The sequence below is a fragment of the Chitinophagales bacterium genome, from assembly GCA_017303415.1.
GTDB lineage: Bacteria > Bacteroidota > Bacteroidia > Chitinophagales > Chitinophagaceae > SpSt-398.
On record JAFLBJ010000001.1, the window covers coordinates 1,108,304 to 1,132,659 of the forward strand.

The 24,356-nt window shown below is 46.8% G+C and carries 17 protein-coding genes; 11 read left to right on the plus strand and 6 right to left on the minus strand.

Features of this window, described 5'->3' with window-relative positions:
- Positions 1–3 precede the first annotated feature (3 nt).
- Complete coding sequence (locus J0M30_04925; GenBank protein MBN8666826.1) at positions 4–699, minus strand: DUF502 domain-containing protein; 696 nt, start codon at positions 697–699, stop codon at positions 4–6.
- Positions 700–846: 147 nt separating this feature from the next.
- Here J0M30_04925 and J0M30_04930 point away from each other — a divergent pair, with 147 nt between their 5' ends.
- From J0M30_04930 to J0M30_04950, 5 genes are all read left to right on the plus strand, one after another.
- On the plus strand, positions 847–1,458 hold the full coding sequence (locus tag J0M30_04930; protein MBN8666827.1) for a TetR/AcrR family transcriptional regulator: 612 nt from the start codon (positions 847–849) through the stop codon (positions 1,456–1,458).
- A gap of 13 nt (positions 1,459–1,471) precedes the next feature.
- Positions 1,472–2,878 carry a TolC family protein gene (locus J0M30_04935; GenBank protein MBN8666828.1) on the plus strand — a complete coding sequence of 469 codons (1,407 nt, stop codon included), beginning with the start codon at positions 1,472–1,474 and terminating at the stop codon, positions 2,876–2,878.
- 31 nt (positions 2,879–2,909) lie between these two features.
- Positions 2,910–4,076 (plus strand): efflux RND transporter periplasmic adaptor subunit, encoded by a 1,167-nt coding sequence (locus tag J0M30_04940; GenBank protein ID MBN8666829.1) that lies wholly within the window; start codon positions 2,910–2,912, stop codon positions 4,074–4,076.
- 27 nt (positions 4,077–4,103) lie between these two features.
- Entirely contained in the window at positions 4,104–7,685 is a 3,582-nt protein-coding gene (locus tag J0M30_04945; GenBank protein MBN8666830.1) for an efflux RND transporter permease subunit, read from the plus strand.
- A 363-nt stretch (positions 7,686–8,048) separates the two neighbouring features.
- A complete protein-coding gene (locus tag J0M30_04950; protein ID MBN8666831.1) occupies positions 8,049–8,612 on the plus strand; it encodes a hypothetical protein in 564 nt (187 codons plus the stop codon).
- A 69-nt stretch (positions 8,613–8,681) separates the two neighbouring features.
- Here the strand turns inward: J0M30_04950 and J0M30_04955 are convergent, their stop codons facing one another.
- Entirely contained in the window at positions 8,682–11,537 is a 2,856-nt protein-coding gene (locus J0M30_04955; protein ID MBN8666832.1) for an insulinase family protein, read from the minus strand.
- 144 nt (positions 11,538–11,681) lie between these two features.
- Between J0M30_04955 and J0M30_04960 the strand changes: the two genes are divergently transcribed.
- Positions 11,682–12,485: a TIGR00266 family protein gene (locus tag J0M30_04960; protein ID MBN8666833.1), complete on the plus strand. Its 804-nt coding sequence runs from the start codon at positions 11,682–11,684 to the stop codon at positions 12,483–12,485.
- Positions 12,486–12,556: 71 nt separating this feature from the next.
- Here the strand turns inward: J0M30_04960 and J0M30_04965 are convergent, their stop codons facing one another.
- Positions 12,557–13,531, minus strand: a complete 975-nt coding sequence (locus J0M30_04965) for a zinc metalloprotease (GenBank protein ID MBN8666834.1) — start codon at positions 13,529–13,531, stop codon at positions 12,557–12,559.
- 156 nt (positions 13,532–13,687) lie between these two features.
- Here J0M30_04965 and J0M30_04970 point away from each other — a divergent pair, with 156 nt between their 5' ends.
- From J0M30_04970 to J0M30_04980, 3 genes are all read left to right on the plus strand, one after another.
- Positions 13,688–14,770, plus strand: a complete 1,083-nt coding sequence (locus J0M30_04970) for a M48 family metallopeptidase (GenBank protein MBN8666835.1) — start codon at positions 13,688–13,690, stop codon at positions 14,768–14,770.
- 218 nt (positions 14,771–14,988) lie between these two features.
- The gene (locus J0M30_04975) at positions 14,989–16,446 is read left to right on the plus strand and encodes a DUF1800 domain-containing protein (protein MBN8666836.1); all 1,458 of its coding nucleotides are present in this window, start codon (positions 14,989–14,991) and stop codon (positions 16,444–16,446) included.
- Positions 16,447–16,548: 102 nt separating this feature from the next.
- The gene (locus J0M30_04980) at positions 16,549–17,745 is read left to right on the plus strand and encodes a DUF1501 domain-containing protein (protein MBN8666837.1); all 1,197 of its coding nucleotides are present in this window, start codon (positions 16,549–16,551) and stop codon (positions 17,743–17,745) included.
- A gap of 8 nt (positions 17,746–17,753) precedes the next feature.
- Here J0M30_04980 and J0M30_04985 read toward each other — a convergent pair whose 3' ends face one another.
- A complete protein-coding gene (locus J0M30_04985) occupies positions 17,754–19,385 on the minus strand; it encodes a peptide MFS transporter (GenBank protein MBN8666838.1) in 1,632 nt (543 codons plus the stop codon).
- A gap of 43 nt (positions 19,386–19,428) precedes the next feature.
- Entirely contained in the window at positions 19,429–21,237 is a 1,809-nt protein-coding gene (locus J0M30_04990) for a peptide MFS transporter (GenBank protein ID MBN8666839.1), read from the minus strand.
- Positions 21,238–21,382: 145 nt separating this feature from the next.
- Between J0M30_04990 and purD the strand changes: the two genes are divergently transcribed.
- Positions 21,383–22,672, plus strand: coding sequence for a phosphoribosylamine--glycine ligase (gene purD / locus J0M30_04995; GenBank protein MBN8666840.1), 1,290 nt, complete (start codon positions 21,383–21,385; stop codon positions 22,670–22,672).
- 34 nt (positions 22,673–22,706) lie between these two features.
- A complete protein-coding gene (locus tag J0M30_05000) occupies positions 22,707–23,750 on the plus strand; it encodes a tryptophan 2,3-dioxygenase (GenBank protein ID MBN8666841.1) in 1,044 nt (347 codons plus the stop codon).
- Positions 23,751–23,872: 122 nt separating this feature from the next.
- Here the strand turns inward: J0M30_05000 and J0M30_05005 are convergent, their stop codons facing one another.
- Entirely contained in the window at positions 23,873–24,331 is a 459-nt protein-coding gene (locus J0M30_05005; GenBank protein ID MBN8666842.1) for a hypothetical protein, read from the minus strand.
- Positions 24,332–24,356 lie beyond the last annotated feature (25 nt).

Genomic DNA, 24,356 nt, shown 5'->3' on the forward strand with positions numbered 1-24,356 from the left:
GACTTAACGAGGATTTTCCCCTTCATGTGCGGTGACAGGATCCTGTATATGCACCACTCCACCGGTGACGGCAAATTTCATGGCATCACCCGGGGCAAGATCCTCCAGACGACGTATGCGGCTTCGCCTGATAAGATAGACCTGTCCGGCAATATTATAACCCTGAGGCACATACGCGGATACATATTCTGCCCCTAATTCAAACTGATGAAGATCCTCATTTGTCAAAAACCCTACCATCCATACCTCCTCGGAATGTACATTGACCAGAATAGGTTTATCAAATTTTCGCTTATCCCCGGCAAAAGCTTCAAAGAAATCCTTTACCGAGGTATAAATGAATTTTATCCCCGGGGTACGCTCCAACACCTTTTCAAATATTTCTACAAAACGCCCCACCACAAAGAAGGAGGAGATATAACCAATCAGGATGATGAGGACCATGATGATACCAAAACCAATACCCTTGGGCAAACCTTTGACCGTTTTTATCTCCAATACCCCATCCCCGTTTGAGTCCACCGCAATTTGTTTAGTGGTACCCAATATTTGCGGGAGTAATTCGTCAAGAAAATTGAACAATGCCACGATGGCCCAAAAAGAAATGGCAATGGGGGCCATGATCAGTAAACCCTGAATGAAATATCGAAGTAATTTCTTATATGTAAAGCGCCCAATAGCTGAGGGTTTGGGGTTCATCTTTTAGGATTTAGATGTAAATATAAGCTGTGCAGGCCCAAACCGCCTGTGAAACAAGAAAGCCGCCCATCCAAAAATTGTAAAATTAATACCGGAAACTTTGGCAACGTTAATAGTTTCCATAGTTTTGCCCCCCGAATATTACAAATGGAGGTAAAAGACAGAATACAGGAAAAGGCGCTTGAGATGTTCATGCGGTATGGGATCCGGTCGGTGTCGATGGACGAGATCGCGGGTCAATTGGGTATGAGTAAGAAGACCTTATACCAACATTTTGTCGATAAGGATGAACTGATCGAGGCGGTGGTAGCGGATGATGTGAGCAAGGGGGAGCAGGATTGCCTGAACAGTTGCCAGATGGCCGGGAATGCGATCGAAGAGGTTTTCATCCTGATGCAATCGGTACTGAAGCAGATCCGGGAAATGAATCCGGTAGTGATCTATGACCTGCAGAAATTTCATCCCAAGGCCTTTCGTCATTTTGAGAAGCATAAGAATGAGTTTATCCTGTCCATGGTAAAGCAAAACATGGAAAGGGGGATCAAAGAGGAATTGTACCGGGAGGATATTTCGATCGATATCCTGTCACGCTACAGGCTGGAGAGCATGTTCATCCCTTTTAATATGGATGTGTTCCCTCCGTCAAAGTATGAAGTGGCCTCTGTGACCCGGGAGGTGATGGTGCATTTCACTTTTGGCATTGCGACATCAAAAGGGCATAAACTGATTCAGAAATACCTAAAAGAATTTTCTATTTAATAAATAAGGATCTATGAGGACACTACAATCAACTGCTACCTTACTCCTAATCCTGGCCCTAACGATCATTGGAATACGATCGGAGGCGCAGGAGCGGCATGAATTCTCACTGGCGCAGTCGGTGGAATATGCCAAAAAGAACAGCGCCCAGGTAAAGAATGCCTTACTGGCGGTAAAAAATCAGGCCGAGGTGAACCGCGAGGTGACCGCCGCCGCTTATCCCAGTATCAATGGTACCCTTGGAGCCACTTATAACCCCAATGTGGCTACTCAGTCATTTCCCAACTTTATTGCCGCCGCCACCTATGGTGTTTTGGAGGCAGAAGGAGTGAAGGACGGAAACGGGAATACCATTGTTTCCCCGGCTGATTTTGGGTTTATCCAGGCTCAATTCGGTACAAAATATTCTTCCAGTGTGGGTTTAACCCTAAACCAGCTCTTATTTGACGGGCAGGTATTTGTTGGTCTACAGGCCCGGAGAACCACGATTGAATGGGCTGAAAAGAACGTGGAAGTAACGGAAGAGAATATCAAAGCCAATATTCACAAGATCTATTACCAACTCCTTGTCAGCAAAAGACAATTGGAATTGCTGGATGCGAATATCGGATTGGTGGACAGCCTGGCCCGTACTACCCGGATATTGTATGACAATGGCTTTGCGGAAAAACTGGACATTGATAAACTTCAGGTACAAAAATCAAATCTGCAAACAGAAATGACCAAGGCCCTGAATGGGATTGAAACCGGTTACCTCGGATTGAAAGTGCTGATGGGAATGCCGGTAAAGGATACCCTGGTGCTGACCGATGTACTCACCGATGATATGATCAAGGAAGGGGGATTGGAACTGGGTCAATTCAATTACACCGACCGCCCCGATTACCAATATGCGGAAATCAGCCGGAAGCTGAGTGAGTTCAATGTACGCCGGTACAAACTCAGCCAGATACCAACGGTCAGTCTTTCGGGTGCCTATTTGAAGAATGCACAACGGAATAAGTTTGATTTCTTTGGAAGGGGTGACTGGTTTACGATCTCCAATGTCAACCTGAATATCAATGTGCCCATCTTTAATGGATTTTCGACCAAGGCCAAGATTGCACAGGCACAGATCGCGGTACAACAGGCCAATATCCAGATTGATGCGATGAAAAACATGATCGATCAGGAAGTGGAAGCGGCCCGAATCAGTTATCGCTCCGCGTTGATCACCCTGGATGAGCAGAAGAAGAATATGGAACTGGCAGAGAAAGTGTACCAGCAAACCAAGAAGAAATTTGAAGTGGGAACCGGTTCAGCGCTGGAGATTACGCAGTCACAGACCGAATTAAAATCGGCCCAAACCAACTATATCAGCGCCCTGTACGATGCTATCATCGCCAAGGTGGATTTTCAAAAAGCAACCGGAAAACTCTAAACCAACTACCATGAACGCTAAAAAATATCAAATGCATACGCTGATCAAAACTACAGGGGCTGCCCTGTTTCTTGTATTCCTCGTATCCTGCGGGGGAGCCGGCAAAGACGAAAAGTCTGCGCTGAATGATAAAAAAGCCACGCTGGAAAAATTAAAAGCAGACCAACGGGGTATGGCCGCAGAAATTTCCAAACTGGAAGAGGAGATCAAAAAACTCGATCCTTCTGCCGCACGGGAAGAAAAAGCCAAACTCGTAGCATTGACTACACTGACCAATGGCGATTTTACTCATTATATTGACCTGCAAGGAATGGTCGAGTCGGAAAATATCGCTTATGTCACTCCACGTGGAATGGGCGGACAAGTAAGAGCTATTTATGTAAAACAAGGGCAAATGGTGAAGAAGGGTCAGTTGCTGTTAAAATTGGATGATGCCCTTGAACGTAAACAGATCGATCAGGTGGAAAGCCAATTGGTTTTTGCGGAAGACCTGTACAAACGCCAGCAAAACCTGTGGAGCCAGAACATTGGAACCGAGGTTCAATTGCTATCCGCGAAGAATAACGTGGATCAGTTAAAGAAACAACTGGCCCTGGCCCAGGAGCAACTCTCCTATACCAATGTATATGCCGAAATGAGTGGCGTAGCTGACCAGGTTAATATCAAAGTAGGGGAAACCTTTTCCGCTACTTCCGCTGCCATGGCAGGTATCCGCATCGTGAATTCCAATAACCTGAAGGCGGTAGTAAAAGTTCCGGAGAATTACCTTGGAAGGGTAGGTGTAGGAAGTGTAATGGAGGTTGTTTTACCCGAATCAAACAAGACCATCAATGCACGTATCAATGTGGCTGGTAAGATCATCGACCCCCTGAGCCGTTCCTTCTATGTAGAAGCACCGATACCAGGAAATAATTTCCGTCCCAATCAGATCGCCCTCGTTCGTATTCAGGATTATTATACCAAAAATACGATCACGATCCCGGTGAATACCTTGCAAACCGATGTGCAAGGGAAGTTTGTACTGGTAGCTGTAAAGGAAGGAAACAGACTTACCGCCCGCAAAAAGCGCGTAGAGATCGGAGAAATTTATGGGGATAAACTGGAAGTGAAGAGTGGATTGGCAGAAGGCGACCAACTGATCGTCGAAGGTTTCCAGGGATTGTATGATGGGTTACCCCTGACCACTTCGGCGAAATAAAACCGTCTCAACCTTTAATCAACGTTTATGAGTGCTATCGATAAAATAAAAGAAAAATTCAAGGAGTTCAAACCGACGACCTGGAGTATCCGAAACAAAACCTCGATCTATCTGATCATGGTCTTTGTTACACTCGCTGGTGTTTTTCAGTTTGTTACTTTACCCAAAGAGCAGTTTCCAGACATTGTTATCCCGACAATCTATGTGCAAACGGTTTATGTAGGGAACTCCCCCAAGGATATGGAAAACCTGGTGACCCAACCGATCGAAAAAGAGATCAAAGGGATCACCGGTGCCAAGATCAACAAGGTAACCAGTAATTCGCTTCAGGATTTCTCGGCGATCATTGTTGAGTTCAATACGGATGTCAAAACAGATGTGGCCTTGCAGAAAGTGAGGGATGCGGTAGATAAGGCCAAGGCCGATCTGCCAACTGATCTGACCCAGGAACCAACTGTACTGGAAGTGAGCTTCTCCGACCAACCGATCATGTATGTGAATGTGAGTGGGAACTATGATGTGGTTCGTCTGGATAAATATGCGAAAGACCTGCAGGATAAACTGGAAGAACTTACCCAGATCAATAGGGTAGATATTGTCGGCTCTCCCGAACGGGAATTCCAGATCAATGTAGATAATAATCGGCTTCAGGCCTCAGGGGTCACCTTTGACGATATTGCCAATGCAGTAGCGCGGGAGAATCTCGATATATCGGGTGGTTTGCTGGAAGTGGGAAATATGAAACGCACCCTTCAGTTGAAAGGACAGCTCAAGACCGTTTTTGATATTCAGAAGATCGTACTGCGGAATAATCAGGGTTCACCTGTTTATCTGAAAGATGTGGCTCAGATCAAGGATACGGTTAAGGAAAAAGAAAGCTATGCGCGTTTGGACGGTACCAATGTGATCACCCTCAATATCATCAAACGTTCAGGGGAGAACCTGATCGAAACCTCGGATGCAGTGCGGAAAGTGGTGGATGAATTAAAAGGCGCCCAGTTTCCTCCCGATCTGAATGTGGTGGTTACCGGCGATCAAAGTACAGCGGCGCAGACCTCCTTTAACGACCTGGTGAATACGATTGTACTCGGGTTCATATTTGTATTGGTGATCCTGATGTTCTTCATGGGTGTGACAAATGCCTTCTTTGTGGCCCTGTCGGTGCCATTGAGTATGTTCGTTGCATTTATCTTTCTGCCGGCGGCTGACCTTATTGTTGGGTCACATGTTACCCTGAACTTTATCGTGTTGTTCGCCCTGTTGTTTGGATTAGGGATCATTGTGGATGACGCCATTGTGGTGATCGAGAATACCCACCGGATATTTGTACAGGGCAAAGGAAAGATCAGTTCCGAGAAATCGGCGATCATGGCGGCAGGAGAGGTATGGATACCTGTATTAGCGGGCACACTTACAACGCTTGCGCCATTCTTCCCGCTCCTGTTTTGGCCTGGCATCATTGGTAAGTTCATGATCTATCTGCCAACGATGCTGATCTTTACCCTGACCGCCTCGCTTATCGTGGCCTTTATCATGAACCCCGTGTTTGCGGTGGATTTCATGAACCATGATGAAGAAGATAATAAGAAACCCCGGTCCGCCATCTTCCGCAGTCCCATCTTCTGGGTAGCTGTAGGATTGGGCGTTCTGCTTGATCTTGCCGGGTTTACTTTCCTCGGTAACCTCATATTGTTCCTGGCATTGTTGGGTGTATTGGATAAGTATTTGTTGGAAAGAATGGTAAAATATTTCCAGGACCACGCGCTTCCCTGGATCATGGGTCATTATGAAACCCTGCTTCGCTGGGCGTTGAAAGGGTGGAGACCTGTTTGGTTGCTGGTAGGTACATTTGGATTGCTTATTTTTTCCGTTGTATTATTTGCAGTGCGTAAACCTCCGGTTGTTTTCTTCCCCGGAGGTGATCCCAACCAGATCTATGTTTATCTGAAACTGCCCGTAGGTACCGATATTGAATACACAGATTCTGTGACCAAGTCGATGGAGCAAAAAGTGTTCAAGGTACTGGGTATGGAAAATAACCAGAAAAACCCGCTGGTAGAAAGCGTGATCGCCAACGTTGCCGTAGGTGCGAGTGACCCCACTTCAGGGGATCAGAGCACACGTCCGGAACGTGGACGTATCCAGGTCTCTTTTGTAGAATTTGAAAAAAGACATGGAAAATCAACTGCTCCATACCTGGATTCCATTCGTGCGGTGATCAAAGGCGTACCTGGTGCAGAGATTACGGTGAGCCAGGAACAGAATGGCCCGCCCACCGAACCTCCTGTCAATATTGAAGTAGCGAGCGAGAATTTTGATGAATTGATCAAGACAGCCGTTTCACTTAAAAACTACCTTGATTCAATTCAGGTTCCCGGTGTGGAAGAATTGAAAATGGATGTAGACCTTACCAATCCGGAGATCACACTGACCGTTGACCGGGAAAGGGCATTGATCGAAGGGGTTTCCACCGGACAGATCGGTCAACAGATTCGTACGGCCCTGTTTGGACGAGAAGTCTCCAAGATCAAAGATGGCGAAGATGAATATAAGATCCAGTTGCGCACCCAGGAATTGCAGCGTAAAAACCTGGTTGACCTGCTGAATATGAATATACGCTTCCAGGATATGGCGGCCGGAGGAGCTGTGAAAAGCATCCCCATGACCTCATTGGTAAAGGCGGAGCTTACAAGCACCCTGGGTAGTGTAAAAAGAAAGGATCATAAACGGGTGATCACGCTTACCTCCAATGTATTGGAAACACAAGGGTATACCCCAACAGCGGTGAACGCCGAATTAAAGAACTATATCGCTGACTTTAAAGGCAAACCCGATGGGGTGAATATCGCTCAAACCGGTGAAGGCGAGCAGCAGCAGGAAACCGGGGAGTTCTTAGGAAAGGCCCTGGTCATTGCCCTGATGCTGATCCTGTTTATCCTTGTTCTCCAATTCAACTCCATCAGTAAATCGGTGATCATCCTGACAGAGATCCTGTTTAGTGTGATCGGGGTTTTGCTTGGATTTGCCATAACAAAAATGGAGGTGTCAGTGGTTATGACCGGTATCGGTATTGTAGGATTGGCAGGGATTGTGGTGAAGAATGGTATCCTGGTGATCGAGTTTGCCGATGAACTTCGGGCACGTGGTATGCGCACACGGGAAGCTGTGATCCAGGCAGGACGCACGCGTATCATCCCTGTGTTGCTGACTGCAGTTGCGGCCATCCTGGGGCTTATTCCCCTGGCAGTCGGATTGAATATCAATTTCGTGACCATGTTCTCGGACCTGAACCCGCATATCTTCTTTGGAGGTGATAACGCCGTGTTCTGGAAGCCGTTGTCCTGGACCATCATCTTCGGGTTGATCTTCGCATTCTTTATGACCCTGATGATCGTACCGAGTATGTACCTCATCGCGGAAAGACTGAGAAGACCCATGCGCCGGCAGTTTGCAGGTAAATGGATATCCTTCCTCGGTATACCTCCGCTGACCTTGGTATTTATCCCCTTGATGTTCATCTCCATGTTCATCCACCGCGCATCGGTTGCACGCCGTCGCAGGAAACTGGGGAAAGGAGCGGATGAAGCGTTTGTGGGAAGCTGGTTCTAGGGAAATAGAAAATAAGGAACAGATAAATAAGAAATAAGGAAGTAAGGGAATGACCTCTTACTTCCTTATTTCTTATTTATCTGTTCCTTATTTTTTTCCTCCCATGCAGCACCCCCGGGGCCATGAGTGTCTCTAATACATAGTTGGTTTTACCCGGCTAAGGCCGGGAAGGTGAAATATAAGCGACCCCCAAACTCTTTTCTGACTGCTTATGCTTATCCGGGGGTCGCTTTTTTTATGACTCTCCTCTTCAAATTAAGTCTCCGCAAATTTTTTCCGCAAATTTCTTCCCGTTAAATACCCGCCATACGGTATTGCCGATATCCTTCTCCGATAGGATATTTATTCCCTAAATAATTAATCATGAAAGGAACGATCTGGATCGGCCTGGCGCTGTTGGGTGCCACTGCCTGTAACAATGCCGAAGTAAAGGTAACGGCAGGGAAAGAGTCACTGCCCTCCAAGCCAGCGGATATGGCCTCTGTAAAGGGTATATTGAGTGGCCACACTTATACCATGGCTAAAACAGGGGCGTTATCACCCTTTGATTTAGATAAAGAAAAGGAGGTGGAGTGGTTTGATGACCAAAAGGACACAACCCGTTTCTTTCGTGAATTTCAGGCGGGTCTGATGAAGACTGCATTCCGGTTTGAAATGGATTCCCTGGTCGAGTATAATAATGAGGGCAAGATGATCAATGGGAAATGGAGTCTGGATACCCTTTATGATGAGGGAGAGGACCCCGGAATGCGGTTAAGGGTGCATTTTCTCGACAGTACAGGTAGTTTTGGTTTCCCTGGCTCAAATGGGCCGATGGAAATGACCTATAGTTTTCGGGTTCTGGGGTGTGATGAAAAGGGGTTGTTGCTGGAATTACCCCGGGAGTTCAACCGGAGAAAGGTTGTTGGATTGTTGAATACGAAATGAACCACATTGATCTAAATAAAAAAAGGTGCACCGGAGGGTGCACCTTTTTATTTTGAACGTCAGGGTTTTTTAGAATCCTTTCTGCGATTTCACCGGTTTGCCATCCACATCCAGTTCGATGATCTCGTAACCGAATTTTTCGAGGGTGGGTAATACTTTGGCTTTATCTCCCACGAGCAGGATATTCATCTTGCTGAGGTCGATCCATTTCTTAGCAAAGGCGCTCAGTTCCTCTTTTGTCATGTTCTTGAGGATCTGGTTTTGTTTATCTACATAATCAGCAGGCAGATCATATTCCAAAATGCGACCGATAAATCCGGCTTTTTGGAATCCGGTTTCATACCGAAGGGCATCGATCTGTCCCAGGGCACTTTTCATAAAGGTCATTTCATCATCGGTCAACCCTTTTTCCTGGAAATCTTTTAATTCCTTGATGACTTCACTCAGGGCGCTGTCGGAGGCGGCGGCTTTGATACCGGCGCTGAAAGAAAATTCTCCGCTGTATTTGTCGCCACTGAATCCGGAGCGTGCTCCGTAGGTCCAACCTTTGTCTTCACGCAGGTTCAGGTTCAGGCGGCTGTTGAAGGCTCCACCCAGCGGATAGTTCATCAGGAATGAACGATAATAGTCGCCTGTTGCATCGTATTTCAGGTTGGTCAGATAGCCAACACGGAATTCGGATTGGGCGGCATTCTTTACATCAACAAAATAGACCTTTGTTTTTTCAGCAGCCGGAGCTGTTTTGATCTCAGGAATAGTGATCTTCTTGTTTGGCAATTTGGATAAGAAGCTCAGCTTAGGTAAAACTTCACTTTCTTTTACATCACCCACCACTACTACATCCACTCCTTGTGAGGTCATATAGTTATCATAGTATCCCTGAACATCTTCGATGGTAAATGTTTTGACGGTTTCTTCTGTGCCGCTTTCACTAATACCCAAGATATTATTCTCGCCGTAGTTGATCTTATCAAATACAGCAGAGGCAATAGCGGCTGGTTGCGATTTTATCTGCTTAAAGCTTTCCAGCGTTTGGCGCTTCAGGCGGCTAAAGGCGTCATTGGTGAATTTGGGTTGGAGGATACGTTCTTCCAACAAGGCCAGGGTGGCATCCAGGTTCTTGGTCAGCGAGAACAACTGGAAGGTAATGCCATCGGTGCCACTAAACACACTGATCGTGCTACCCAGTTTCTCCAATTCTTTGCTGAAATCCTCGGCGCTCCGCACTTTGGTGTCTTCATCCATCATGCTGGCAAAGAAGGAAGCAAGACCTGCTTTACCCAGGTTATCAGCCTGCATCAGGTGACCACCAGGTATTTTCACCGAAATATTTACGGTTGGGAGTTCATTGTTTTCAGCACCGATCACCCGTACTCCACCATTGATATCTTTTTTCCAAAAAGCGGGCACTTTTACCACGGGGTTGGGTCCGCTTGATGGTTGTTTGGTGCGGTCAAATTTATCCTTGGCCTTTACATATTTCAAACCATCGTAGCCATAAGAGGGAGGGGTATAGTTATCGGGGTTCACCTTATAGTTGTCGTTACCGGTAGTTTGCGCTTCCTGACCTTTGGTGAGTACACTCAATACTACACAATGTTTGTTCTTCACGTATTGTTTGTACACCCGCATAACATCTTCTTTTGTTACGGAGCGGTACATGTTCAATTCCTTACCGATCAGGTTGGGATTGTCATGGAAGGTTTCGTAAGCGGCCAATTGCGCAACTTTTCCCGAAACACTTTGCAGGCTGTTCATATACTGTGCCTCCCGTTGGCCAATGAATTTGGCGATATCCTCATCAGTGATACCACGGGCTTCAAAGCTATCCAATGCGTTGTTCAGCAGGGAGTACATATAGGCCAGTGATTTGCCAGGATAGGGAACAACCTGGAACATGAATTCACCGGAGAGTTCGGAGTTGGAATGGTTAACACTCGCCGCAAGAGCCAGCTGTTTTTTTACGAGTTGCTGATAGAGTACCGAGTTATTGCCTTGTCCAAGTACTTCGGCCAGGCAATCCAGGGCAGCCATATCAGGATGCTGATCGGCCACGGTAGGGTAGGCTTTCAGCATTACGGGTACACGGGCATAATTATCAACGTAAGAAACAAAACGGTGCTGGTTCAGTTCAGGAATCATCTTTGGCATATCATCCACACGGGGGCCGGAAGGAATGGAACCAAAATATTTTTCTACCAGTTTCACTACTTCTTTGGGGCTGACGTCACCGCCAATGGTGATCGTGGCATTATTCGGGCCATACCAGCGAAGGAAGAAATTTTTCAGGTCGTTCACATCCACACGATCCAGGTCTTCCACATAACCGATGGTCAGCCAGCTATAGGGGTGACCGTAGGGGTACATGGCCTGGGATAATTTTTCAAAAGCCAGTCCGTAGGGACGGTTGTCGTAGTTCTGACCTCTTTCATTTTTTACAGTAGAACGCTGGATCTCAAATTTTTGCTGTGTTACGGCATCCAACAGAAATCCCATCCGGTCGGCTTCGAGCCAGAGCATTTTTTCCAACTGGTTGCTGGGAACTGTTTCAAAATAGTTTGTCCGGTCGCGGTTGGTGGTTCCATTCAGGGTACCGCCCGACTCGGTTACGATCTTGAAGTGCTGCTCATCGCCTACGTTGTCACTTCCCTGGAACATCATGTGTTCAAAGAAGTGGGCAAAGCCGGATTTTCCGATCTCTTCACGGGCAGAACCTACGTGGTAGGTCACATCCACCCGAACCAGGGGATCTGAATGATCCTCATGGATGATCAGGGTAAGCCCATTTTTCAATTTGTATTTCTCATACGGGATAACGATCTCGTCTCCCTTCCTTGTTACTTTTTCCACCAGTTTGGTCTGGGCCAGCAAAGAGCTGCTCAGTACCAATGCCAAACAGGTAGATAGGAAAGTACTTTTTTTCATCTGATGAACTTTTGGTTATTAGAATGGGCAGGTCTGCCCGGGGCGGCAATTTAAAGGAAACCCCGCTTTAATCCATGCCATTTATCACAATAATAACTATGTGGAGCCTTGATCTTCGGTATTTTTGCTAAAAATTACACAGTTATGAGCGAATACAGCCGAACAAACCATGAAATAGACTACCGGATCCTTGGGGAGGAGATGCAATGTGTGGAGATCGAACTTGACCCCCGGGAAACCGCGATAGCGGAAGCGGGGTCGTTTATGATGATGGATGACGGGATACAAATGGAGACGATTTTTGGAGATGGCACAGGGCAGGAGAAAGGTTTCCTTGGAAAACTTCTCTCAGCCGGCAAGCGCGTGCTCACCGGGGAAAGTCTTTTCATGACCACCTATACCAATACCGGTTCTGGAAAGAAGCGGGTGAGTTTTGCTTCTCCTTATCCCGGTAAGATCATTGCGATGGACCTGCTTCGCCTGGGAGGAAAAATGATCTGTCAGAAGGATTCATTCCTTTGCGCTGCCAAAGGCGTTTCCGTGGGAATTGAATTTCAGCGAAAACTGGGAACCGGTTTGTTTGGTGGAGAAGGGTTCATTATGCAAAAACTGGAAGGGGATGGAATGGCTTTTGTCCATTCCGGCGGACATGTGATCGAGCGAGAATTGCAACCCGGAGAATTACTTAAGATCGATACCGGATGTATTGTTGCTTTTACCCCCTCCTGTGATTATGACATCCAGTTTGTGGGAGGAATCAAGAATACGTTATTTGGAGGAGAAGGGGTTTTCTATGCCACCCTGCGCGGACCAGGTCGTGTCTGGATCCAGTCGCTTCCCATTAGCCGTCTTGCCAGTCGTATCCTCGCTTACGGTACCTACAACAGAAAAGAAGAAGGAAGCTTGCTGGGAGGATTAGGGAATTTGTTGGATGGGGATGGTAGGTAAAAATCGTGAGATGTGAATCGTGAGACGTGAGAACAAACTCACCTCTTACGATTCACATCTCACGATACTTCTTATGGCTGCGCAAAACTATTCCGCGGTCCGCCAGTTGCAAAGGTGGCCAGCATACGGGATTTCTGCCCTAAGCTGAACATATACATACAAGCATCATCGGAGTAGTCCATATAGTTCATGGTCATTTCTACGGGAGTTCCTGTACAGGTGCTCTTATGACCTGCAGCGGGGCAACCATAGTTAGCCGTGTTATGCAGCGGGGTATCACCCACCTGGTCGTTGCCACAAGTAGCATCACCCCAGATATGGCGGAGGTTCAGCCAATGGCCTACTTCGTGGGTTGCAGTACGGCCTTTGTTGAAAGGCGCAGCGGCAGTACCAGTACGGCCGGTTGCATTATCATCCAATACCACACCATCTGTAGAGGAAGCACCACCGGGGAATTGAGCATAACCCAGGATACCACCACCCATGTTACATACCCAGATATTGAGTTTGGTTGTGGGGCTGGTAGGATTGATACCACCTTGCGCAGATTTTTTCATCGCATTGTTTGTGGTCCAACTTGTTTTGTTGGTCTGTTTACGGATCACCTGATCAAGTACAAACCGGATCTGAATATCGCCCGACTTTACACTTTGGTAAGTAGAGGTCAGGTTATAGTCGGCATTGGTTGCACTATAATCTTCGTTCAATACATCGATCTGTGATTGTAACTGGGCCAGGGAAACATTTTGTGCCGCTGTGCGATACAATACATTGAAAACAACCGGGATTTCAATGATTCCATTGGCGAGCAAACGTTGTGATTCCGGGCTCTCAACGAATTGTTGCGTAAAACGTTCGATAGCCGCCATCCGGTCAGCCAATCCCGGATCTTCCTGTAATTGTTGTTGTAAAACTTCATTCGAGAAACAGATCCTTTGCGAGATAGCCGATTCTTCGGCCTGGATCTCTTCTGCAGGGCCTGCGGATTTTTTACAAGCCGCTACGAGCAAGACACCTCCTAAGAGGAAAGCAAGGGTTTTTTTCATAAATACGCGTGTGGTTTGGTTAAAAAAAATGATTCATCAATATATATTTTTTTAAATTTCATATAACAACTGTTAGCCAAATATTATAACAACAATGTTGCAAACCGTGAAAAAAGGTAGCTTTGCTAAGTAATTCTTCTTAATCCATTTGCACGTATGGAGTCATTTTCCGGTATATATTATCTCGGCGAGGGTCAACCGCAATCAGTGCGTGTTTCTTTTGGGCTACAAAAAATGACCATCCATTTTGAGGATGGCACGGGACGTGAGGTATTCTGGTATTATGACAAAATTCTCCGGCAGGCATTTCAGCAGGTGGGTACCACCCGGGTCAAATACCTGGGCATTCCGCTTCAAACGATCGAGGTGAACCACCCAGGGTTTGCCGAGGCTTTGCAACAAAAATTGGGGAAGAATGACCGGTCCTGGTTACGTAAGACATTTGGGAATGGAGCCTCGACGCTGGTAAAGGTCCTTCTGGTCCTACTGGCCTTGATGGTTTCTTTTTATATCTGGGGAATTCCATTTTTGGCGGAAAGGCTTGCGAGGCGGGTGCCTGTTTCATATGAGGAAAAACTGGGGGACGGGATGATGAGCACCCTGCTTTCCGGGTATACCACCAATGACCGACAGACCCTGCTGCTCAATGATTTTTTTGCTGAGATGAAGATCGAAACGGCCTATGATATCCACATCACGGTGGTGAAGGAAGATGTAGCCAATGCCTTTGCTGTACCCGGGGGCAATATTGTGGTGTACGACCGGTTGCTCAATGATATGGATAATTACGAGGAACTGGCAGCGCTTTTATCACACGAATTCACGCATATCCAGAACAAACATACCACCCGATCCCTCTTCCGCTCTTTGGGCTCCTCCCTTTTTCTTTCCATGCTCTTTGGGGATATGGGCGGGGTGATGAACCAGGCAATGCTTCAGGCCGACCAGTTAAAAACACTCAACTACTCACGGAAACTGGAGAAAGAGGCCGACCTGGACGGGCTTAAAATTCTGGCCGATAGAAAGATCGACGGAAATGGGTTTGTGGGATTATTTAAACTTTTGGAAAAGGAAGTACAGCAATCGGGCGAAGATGTCCCTGCCGAATGGATCAGCTCCCACCCCGACCTCAAAAACCGGATCGAATACATCAAAGCAGACCCGATGTTCAATAAGAATGGCGTAGCGAAGAACGAGACGTTGGAGGCTTTGTTTCAGCGGATGAAGGAGGATAGATGATGGAGGACGGAGGACGGATGTTGGTTGTTGGATGACAGATGACGGATGTTGGATGTTGGATGTTGGAAGGGAGTCGAAGGGGCCGAGGGTGGCTGTCATCAGTCATCAGTCATCAGTCATCTGTCATCCAACATCCGTCATCTGTCATCCGTCCTCCGTCATCTGTCACCCTTCATCCCCCCATTAAACCTTCCCCCCCAACCCCAGTCCAACCCCCCATGTCACTATCCCTTAAAACCAGGAATCACCACCTCATGTGGAGGGCCGGTTTTGGCCCTTCTGTGGAGCAATTGGCCGACCTGGACACCCTATCTCCCGCCCAATTATTTAAAGCCCTGCAGCAATCTTCAAAAACCACTCCCGCGTATATGGATGTGGCAGGGGACTACCTGGACGGATTAAAGGCCGGGTTGGAAGAGGCCGGCCGCCAGCAAAAGAAAGAGCTGAGCCAGGAAGAGAAAAAGAAAATGCAGCAAATGTCGAGGGAAAGGATCCGCAGCCTGAACCTGACCTGGTTCAAGGAAATGGTGAATTCGGACGCCCAGCTTCGCGAAAAATTCGCGCTCTTCTGGCATGGCCATTTTGCCTGTCGCAACCTCAATGTTTATTACCAGCAAGGGTTACTGGACATTCTTCGCAAAAATGCACTGGGAAGTTTTAGAGATATGTTGCATGCCGTTTCCAAATCAGCGGCCATGCTCAACTTTTTAAATAATCAACAAAACCGGAAAGACCATCCCAATGAAAATTTTGCCCGCGAGGTAATGGAACTCTTTACCCTGGGACGTGGAAACTATACCGAACAGGATATCAAGGAGGCCGCCCGGGCCTTTACAGGTTGGTCGGCCAACCTGCAGGGGGAATTTGTATTTCGACGGTTTCAACATGATACCGGGATAAAGACCGTTTTGGGCCGAACCGGAAACCTGACGGGAGAGGAGGTTTTGGACCATTTACTGGCGCAAAAACAAACTGCCCGGTTCATTACCCGCAAACTGTATCGGTTCTTTGTCAATGAGCAGGTGGATGAGGCAAAAGTGGAATGGTTGTCTGAACGTTTCTATCAAAGCAATTACCAGATCAGTAAACTGGCCGAGGATATTTTTACCAGCGATTGGTTCTTTGACGAAAAAAATACCGGAAATCATATCAAATCACCCGTTGAGCTATTGGTAGGTATCCAGCGCATGTTGCCCATGCAACTCGAGAATGAAGAAAGCCTGTTGTTTTTACAGAAAGCCCTGGGTCAGATTTTGTTCTATCCTCCCAATGTGGCGGGTTGGCCCGGAGGTAAATCATGGATCGACAGTTCAACATTACTGTTGCGGATGCGGATACCCCAACTGATCGTGGATGCGGATGAATTGAATATACGCGCCAAGGATGACGATGACCAGCAAATGGGAAAAAGGAATGATGCGGATAAAATGCTGGTAAAAGGAATGAACAGAAGGGCATTGATAAAAGCAACGATCGATTGGAAGACGTATAACGAACAATACAGCAAAACAGAAAAGGATAAACTGGTGGATAGCATTGTGGGAAACCTGCTGATGGCAGACAGCCAGATCAATGGTTCATTGATCGTTCAGTTCAGTAATTCCAAAAGCCGGGAGGATTTTGTCCGGTCGGTAACCTTGCAGTTAATGAGTTTGCCGGAATATCAGCTTGCATAGCAAAAAGACCGCGGTAGGAAGTCCGGAGTCCAGCTTCGGACTTCCTACCCCGGTCTCCGGACTTAGAACATCCGATATCGAAAAAAAAATAACGTTACAACCATGGTACGAAGAAGAGAGTTTTTACAATTGGGTTCCCTGGCCACGGCTTCACTTTTGGTGCCGCGTTTTTTAAAGGCTTTTGACGGAAAGGCTGTTGTGCCCAAGGGTAACAGGGTATTGGTAATCTTGCAGCTCAGCGGAGGGAATGATGGATTGAATACCGTCATTCCTACCTACAATGATATTTATTATAAGGAGCGCCCCCGGCTGGGAATTGAAAAGACCAAGGCGCTTGCTCTTTCGGATGAAGCCGGTCTTCACCCTTCACTGGTAGCCTTCAAAGGCTTGTACGATGAAGGCGAATTAGCCATCCTCAACAGTGTCGGTTATCCCAATCCGGATCGTTCCCATTTTCGGAGCATGGATATCTGGCATAGCGCAAGCGACAGCCGCGATTATTGGAACAATGGTTGGGTGGGCAGGTATCTTGATGCGCAATGTAGTGGTTGTGATAAACCTACCTATGCTCTTGAATTGGATGATATGTTGAGCCTCGCGCTGAAGGGCGAACAAGTCAATGCCATTGCCATGCGCGATCCACGCCGGCTTTATGGTACCGCCAATGAACGTTTCTTTCGGGAAGTAATGAAGCAGCATGTAGACGAACCCGGTGAGCAACCTGTGGACTATTTATACAAGACCATGGCCACGACGCTGTCTTCTGCCGATTATATTTTCCAGCAAAGTAAAATGAGCCCCACCAAGGCTGTTTACCCGCAAACTCAGTTAGGTACCGATCTCAAAACCATCGCCTCCCTGATCTACTCAGATATCAACACCAAAGTATATTACCTGTCATTGGGAAGTTTTGATACCCATGTCAACCAGCAGTTTACCCAACAACGTTTATTTACAGAAATGAACGATGCGATTGCTGCTTTTACCAAAGACCTGAAAGCCAACGGTCGTTTCGACGATGTGATGCTGATGACCTTTAGTGAATTTGGAAGAAGGGTATCACAAAATGCCAGCGGGGGTACCGATCATGGAACGGCCAACAATATGTTCTTTGTAGGTGGTGGGTTGAAGAAAAAAGGATTGATCAATGCCTTACCCGATCTCAGTGATCTGGAGGAAGGTGACCTGAAATACAAGGTGGATTTTAAATCCGTCTATGCTACAGTGTTAAATAAGTGGCTGGGAGCGGATGACGCGGCCATCCTGAAACAATCCTATCCTCATCTTTCCTTTATTTGACAAGCGGATCAGGCAACACCTTTTTCTTTCATGACCTTGTTGAGCCAGCGCAGCATCATGAAGCAAACCAAGGCAGCACCCATGAGCAGGAAAAAATTCAACCAGAAGTAATTACTCTTATGGTCATACTTATCCCACATGGTGGCCAGAACACCGGATAATTTATTGCCGATCGAGGTAGAAACAAACCAGCCCCCCATCATCAGTGAGCTGATACGCAATGGGCTCAATTTGGATACAATGGAGAGCCCCATTGGACTTAGCAATAATTCACCTACTGTGATCACTCCATAACTGGCGATGAGCCACCAGGCACTTGCTTTCTCTCCTCCGTTTTGACTCGCATAAACGGCTCCTACCATCACCAGCGCAGATAACCCGCTGATAAAAAGCCCAAACGCGATCTTGGTCGCAGTGGATGGTTCCTTGCCCTTTCGTCTGCGCCATGCAAAAAAGGAAATGATCAAGGGAGTTAAGAGGATCACCCAGCCGGGGTTGATGGATTGACTCAGATTGGTGGCCCAGAGACTGATGGATTCTTTCTCAGCGGGTTTTTTTTGCTCGGGGATGTTCTTAAAATAGGGCGGATAATTGTATTCAAAAAGGATCTTCCCATTTTCCTTTTGCAACCGGAACTGGTCATCGTACACAGGAACGGAATCTTTTGCATAAACAACCTGTTTGGCCAGGATCAGGTTATCAAATACTTTTTGTGTAGTGCCTGTCACCTGTCTGTCCGTATAGCGGTCGGCCCAGGTATTAAGGGCAGAACCATTTTGTTTAAAAACGGCCCAGAACAATATCACCACGGCAAAAATGGCCAGCAGCGCGGCAATGGGTCGCTTCTCTTCTTTTTCTGCCTTGAAATAAATGGTACTGTAAAAATATATGACAGGGATACAGGCAAAGATGAAGGCGTCCGTGGAATCGGAACCAAAGATGGTGCCCGGTATCAACCATCCAAGCACCCCGGCCGCCACGGAAGGAGCGAGGATAAGCAACACGATCCGTGTAAAAGGCATATCACCTTCTTTCAATTCTTTTTTAACATCGTAAGACCGGTAATGGCGTAATCCAATGATATACGTGATCACTCCAATAAACATACCCACCCCCGCGGCAAAGAAGGCAGCTCCCCATCCGTAAGTGATGTACAGTACCGCGCTGATAAAATTGCAGATGAAGGCACCGATATTGATGCCCATATAAAATATATTATAGCCCTCATCCTTACGCGCCACATGTTCCGGGGTATTGTACACATTACCCAGCAATGTGGAGATATTGGGTTTAAAAAAACCATTTCCAATGATCACCAGGGTCATGGAGACATAGAGGATCGGGAGGCTATGAATGGACATCAGGCAATAGCCCAATCCCATCATCAATCCACCGGCAATGATGGATTTAGTGTATCCCAGGAAGCGGTCGGCCAGAAGCCCTCCCAGAAAAGGCGTGAGGAAAACGAGTGCGATAAATGTACCATAGAGATCAGCAGACTCCGCTTCGGTCATACCATACCCTGCCTTTACATCTTTAAGGTAAAGGGTAAAGATCCCGATCATCAGGTAGTACCCAAATCGTTCCCACATTTCAGAAAAGAAAAGAAAGGGCAGAGCTTTGGGGTGATTCTTCCACATGGACAATCGTTTTGGTGAATGAATGATGAACAGTGATCAGGATTTACCTTACCCCGTGCATCATTTTTTTCATCATCGGTGTTAAGGAGTACAGGAGAAGACCTGCGGCTCCACACAGGATCACAAACAACATGAAGAAATCATACAGGCTTTTCAGTGTGAACCCGACAAACTGAGGATAACCCACCGTGACAATATTCTCCTTTTTGATCAGCTCCAATTGTTGGGCGCTGAGAGTTGTGTCTGTTGATTTTAAGATCTTTTCAAAATCAAGGTTGAATTCACGGCCCTTATCATAGTCTACAGTCGTCGCGATTTTATTCTTGGCCAAGGTAAACAGTTGGTCTGGTGTGGGATCAACTTCTTTATCCAGAATTCCTTTCAGGTTGATATTCTCTTTATCCATTTTCACATAGGCTTCTGTAGTTGGGGGAAGCAGGGCACCCAATACACCTGTGAGTACATAACCGCCTGCGTTTCCGAGGAACCATACACCCATGAGCAGCGAGGCAAAACGTTTGGGGGCGAGTTTGGCCACCAGGGAAAGTCCGATCGGTGACAGACAGAGTTCACCCCATGTATGCAGGAGGTAAAGGATGATCATCCAGATGATGCCTACTTTCCCGCTAATCCCCAATCCTTTTACCTGGGTAGCGATAATAAAATAACCCAGGGCGATCAGCATAAGTCCCCAGGCCTGTTTGACCGGGGAGATGGGTTCCAGTTTTCTTTTATTCATCCAGATCCATAACAGACTGAAGGGAATGGCAAAAGCCATCACAAAGATCCCGTTGAAATTCTGAACCATGCTTGGGGGCATGGTCCAACCCAGGATGCGGGTATCGGTTTGGTTATCGGCAATAAAGGTCAGGGACGATCCTGCCTGTTCAAAGGCCCCCCAGAAGAACATCACAAAGAAGCAGACGATATAAAGTACCCAGATCCGGTCGCGTTCTATTTTCGTGATCGTTTTATCCGATAGGATGAGATAGCCAAGGCTGATACCGGCGGCAAAAATGAAGGGATAAAGCCATTTTTTGATGACTGAATCGCCAGGGCCCGCCATCAGCAGGTGCAATCCATAGGTAGCGGCAACCAGCAATACAATGGAAATGATGATACTGGTGGTCGTAAACTTGGCGCTTTCAGATTCTCCTTCGGGTATATCTGATTTTTTGGGCCGGCCTCCGATCGCTTCTCCCTGTGGAGTGATAACATATTTATTTTTTAAAAAATAGAAGGAGATAGTACCAACGAACATGGCGATACCGGCAGCGAGAAATCCCCAACGGAAAGCCGACAGGTCACGCACGCCATTGGTTTCCACATCGCCAAAGAATGGACAGATGAATTGCCCCAGGGTAGCCCCTACATTGATACCCAGGTAAAACAGGGTAAAGGCAGAGTCCAGTTTATTCTTTTGTTCTTTGGGATAAAGGCTCCCCACCATGGAAGAGATATTGGGTTTGAAGAAACCATTACCCAGGATAATGGCCAGCAAGGCCAGCCACATGATATTCGTTGAAAGAGGCAGGTTGGTTTTGAACAAACTGCCACTAAAGAATAATAACAATTGACCAACCCCCATTGTGGCACCGCCAAGCAGAATACAATTGCGGTTGCCCAGGTATTTATCCGATATATAACCACCCAGCATCGGGGTGAGGTAAGAAAGTCCAAGGAAACCCCCATAGATAATTGAGGCTTCCTGCTTACCCATCATTAAGGCTTCAGCCAGAAAAAGGGAAAGCAAGGCCCGCATGCCATAGAAATTGAAGCGCTCCCACATTTCTGTTGTAAACAAAACCCAAAGACCCTTCGGATGACCGGAGGTGGTTGAAGTTGAAGTCATACAGCTTGTTTTGATGAATTGATCTGGATCACAATATATTAATGCTGAAAAGTAAACAATTTCTTTTACTCACAAATATTTCATGTTATCTTTAACAGCCTTATCCGATATTCGCAGGACGTATTAAAAAACACTTCAGTCCGTAATGAAAATCTTACTGTTAGGCTCTGGCGGCCGCGAACACGCAATGGCATGGAAGATTAACCAAAGTGTTTGGGCCAATCCCCTTTTTATCGCTCCCGGCAATGCCGGTACCGCTCAATGCGGACAGAATGTCGATATCGATATTGCTGATTTTGAAGCCATCGAAAAATTTTGCCTGGATGAGGTCATCAAAATGGTGGTCGTTGGACCAGAAGAACCCCTGGTAAACGGGCTCTATGATTATTTCCAATCCAAACCCGGGTTAAAGGATATTATGTTCATTGGTCCATCCAGAGAAGGCGCCCAATTGGAAGGATCCAAGGCTTTTGCTAAAGCCTTTATGAAGCGGCACAATATTCCCACCGCAGCCTATCAGGAATTTACACAGGAAAATTATCAGCAGGGCATGGAGTACCTGCGGGCACATCCCTTACCTATTGTTATTAAGGCAGATGGATTAGCCGCCGGAAAGGGTGTGGCCATTTGTCAGAACCATGTAGAGGCCATGGCTGAGTTTGAATTGATGGTGAAAGAATTGAAATTCGGAGAAGCCAGCCGCAAAGTAGTAGTCGAAGAATTTTTGACCGGAATCGAACTCAGTGTTTTTGTGCTGACCGATGGGAAACACTATGTCACACTCCCGGAGGCCAAAGACTATAAACGTGCCAAAGAAGGGGATTCCGGACTGAATACCGGTGGTATGGGTGCCGTTAGCCCTGTACCCATCGCTACCCCCGGCTTTATGCATAAGGTGGAAGAAAGAGTGATCAAACCAACCATTGCCGGATTAAGCAAGGATGGGATCGATTATAAAGGGTTCATCTTCTTTGGACTGATCAATGTCAATGGTGATCCGTTTGTGATCGAATACAATTGTCGTCTGGGTGACCCCGAAACCGAAGTGGTATTGCCCAGAATGAATAATGACCTGGTTGGATTATTTGTTGCTACAGCCCGTCAGGAATTGGATAAAGTGCGTATGGAAACAGATCCCCGTGCCGCTGCAACGGTGGTGGCCGTTAGCCGGGGCTATCCTGGCCCATATGAAAAAGGCTACGAGATCACCGGACTGGATGGAAAATACGGTAAACAATCCATGCTCTTTCATGCGGGCACCAAGATGGAAGATGGGAAAGTGGTGACCAATGGAGGACGGGTATTCTGTGTAACCTCTTTTGGCGAAACCATCAAAGATGCCGTGGATTCCTCGCTGGAGATACTCCATCATACACAATTCGACGGCATTTACTATCGGCGCGATATCGGCTATGAGTTTATTCCGGCTTATTAAGCGGATGGCTAACTTTGCGGACTAAACGATCCTTATGCCGGCCAACGATGTGCATTACCACGATTATTTGCAGCTTGATAAAATACTCAATGCCCAGTTCCCCGAAAGCATAAAAAGAGGTGAGCCGGCACATGATGAAACCCTTTTCATCATTATTCACCAGGCCTATGAACTATGGTTCAAACTCATTCATCACGAAGTAGATTCAGCCATCGGTATCCTTCGCCAACCAGAAGTGAATGACAACTCCCCGGAATTGCAAACATTGGTTCATCGTCTTCAACGTGTAGTTACTACACTCCGAGTATTGGTTCACCAAATCGATATCATGGAAACCATGAACCCGATGGACTTTCTTGATTTTCGGGACATGTTGCGTCCTGCCTCCGGATTTCAAAGCTGGCAGTTTAAGGAACTCGAGGCAAAACTGGGTTTGAAATTTGAGCACCGACATGGCAAGGAGTACTATGTTTCTCAACTACGACCTGAACATGTCGGGATCATCAAAAATGCGGAGGAGCAACAGTCGCTTTTACAATTGCTCAATGAATGGTTGGAGCGGATGCCATTTTTTGACCAGGCCCATAATTGGGCGGAGTTCAGGACCTCGGGTCCTGTAGAGAAAGGCATGCATCCATTCTGGCAGGAATACAAATACCGGTTGACGCAAAGTCTCGCAGAAGCGGAGAAAGGAAACCTGCAGGCCTTTGAAGAAGTTTTTTTTAATGGAACAGATGCTGAGCGTACCTTATCTCCGGCCTCTTGCCGTGCTGCTCTCTTTATAATGTTATACAGGGGGTATCCTTTGTTGCAATTGCCCTATCAATTATTGAATGTGTTACTGGAAATTGATGAGCAACTGAGTAACTGGCGTTACCGCCATATGAATATGGTTCACCGGATCATTGGCACCCGGATCGGCACGGGAGGAAGCACAGGGAAGGATTATTTGCGTGCCGCTGCAGACAAGCATTATATCTTTAAAGATATTGCCCGGTTAACGAGTTTTCTGATTGAGCGGAAGCGGTTACCTGAGTTGGGAGTGGAAATGGAGCGCAAGCTGGGATTTATAATTTGAAGATTGGAAGATTTGACACGAATTATGACGAATGAGTCGAATGACACGAATTTTATTTAATCAATTCGTGACATTCGACTCATTCGTTTCAATACGTGCTTATGGGTAAAACGTGTTAAGGCTTAATTGCCGAATGTATACCTCACACCCAATCCTCCCCAGCCGCCATAGAATCCACGACCGGAACCAAATTCAATGGATGGTTGCCAGTCAAGCGAAAGGTTGATCGGGGCGTTGTTGAATTTATAATCCAGGCCGAGCACCCCATCTACTCCGAAATAGGCACCATCGCCATATTTGGAATTATAGAAACCGACGTGGGCACCGGGTCCGATATACCACCGGAGGCCACCGGCATTGCTGATATCTCCGTGGATCTCATACAGTCCCGTAAAGCGGGCGCCCTGGCTCCAAAAATATCCGATCAGTTCGCCGGCATTTTGTTCGTTAAAAAAGTGTTTCAAGGTGATTCCACCTCCATCCCAGAACTTAACACCCAGGGCTGTGGTATAATCCTGTGCTGAGCTACGGGTAACGGATACGGTGAGAAAAATGACTGCCGCTACGATAATCTTCTTCATAATTACTGGTTTAGGTGACGAAATT